The sequence below is a fragment of the Micromonospora sp. KC207 genome (assembly GCF_004348615.1).
GTDB lineage: Bacteria > Actinomycetota > Actinomycetes > Mycobacteriales > Micromonosporaceae > Micromonospora.
Genome location: NZ_SMKJ01000588.1, coordinates 1 through 1324 on the forward strand (window position 1 = coordinate 1; position 1324 = coordinate 1324).

The 1324-nt window shown below is 68.7% G+C and carries 2 protein-coding genes; both read left to right on the top strand.

The features are described from left to right. Positions 1-272, top strand: a 272-nt coding sequence (locus E1258_RS32675) for a non-reducing end alpha-L-arabinofuranosidase family hydrolase (protein ID WP_256371044.1), incomplete at its 5' end; no start/stop codon positions are given. Between the two features lie 119 nt (positions 273-391). Further along, positions 392-1324, top strand: a 933-nt coding sequence (locus E1258_RS32680) for a PHB depolymerase family esterase (protein ID WP_132407841.1), incomplete at its 3' end; no start/stop codon positions are given.

Below are 1324 nucleotides of genomic sequence, written 5' to 3' on the forward strand. Positions count from 1 at the left end.
ACTTCCGCTCGTTCACCGCCACCAGCCTGGACGGCTCGTGGACCCCGCAGGCCGCGACGGAGAGCAACCCCTTCGCCGGCAAGGCCAACAGCGGCGCCACCTGGACCAACGACATCAGCCACGGTGAACTGCTGCGCACCAGCGCCGACCAGACCATGACCATCGACCCCTGCAACCTCCAACTGCTCTACCAGGGGCGCGACCCCCGCTCCGACGGCACGGACTACGGCCTCCTGCCGTACCGACCGGGCCTGCTGACCCTGCAACGCTAGTCACCATCAGGACCGGACGGCACTGACGCGGCGGGCTCGGCGCAAGGCCGGGCCCGCCGCGGGCCACCAGCGCAATCAGTTCCACCGGGACACGACCATCAATGGCAAGGAGCCAGGCGATGTGGAAACGCAGGTACCTCCTCCCATCCATCGCGGCCGCGGCGGTGCTTCTCGCGGCCACCGCCGGCGGCGCGCTGAGCGGCGGCTTCCACGGGGCAGCGGTGGCCGCGACGAACGGCACCCTCGCGACGACCAGCGGCTGCGGTAGGGCCCCCACGCTGACCAACGGGACGCGCACGATCCAGAGCAGCGGCCAGAATCGCAGCTACATCCTGCGGATCCCAGACGGATACGACAGAAACCGCCCCTACCGGCTAATCTTCGGCTTCCACTGGCTGAACGGCTCGGCCAACAACGTCGCCTCGGCCGGCTACTACGGGCTCCAGCCGCTGTCGAACAATAGCGCGATCTTCGTCGCGCCGCAGGGCATCGACAACGGCTGGGCCAACCCCAACGGTCGAGACTTGACCCTCTTCGACGACATCTCCCGGCAAATCGAGAACGACCTCTGCGTCGACACGACCCAGCGCTTCGCGCTCGGTTGGAGCTACGGCGGGGCCATGAGTTACGCGGTGGCCTGCGCCCGGCCCACCATCGTGCGGGCGGTCGCCGTCCTGTCCGGCGCCAACCTCAGCGGCTGCAACGGCGGTACCCAACCCGTCCCGTACTTCGGCATCCACGGCACCTACGACAGCGTGCTCAACATCTCGATGGGCCGGTCACTGCGCGACACGTTTGTTAGGAACAACGGCTGCACCGCGCAGAGCCCACGCGAGCCGAGCCGGGGCAGCCTGACCCACATCACCACCGTCTACTCCGGATGCCGGGCTGGTTACCCCGTGCAGTGGGCAGCCTTCGACGGCGACCACACGCCCAGCCCCGTGGACGGGTCCTCCACTCCGAACGACTCCCGGACCTGGACGTCGGGTGAGATCTGGAGATTCTTCAGCCAGTTCGAGTCCACCACGCCCCCCACGACCGCGCCGCCGACC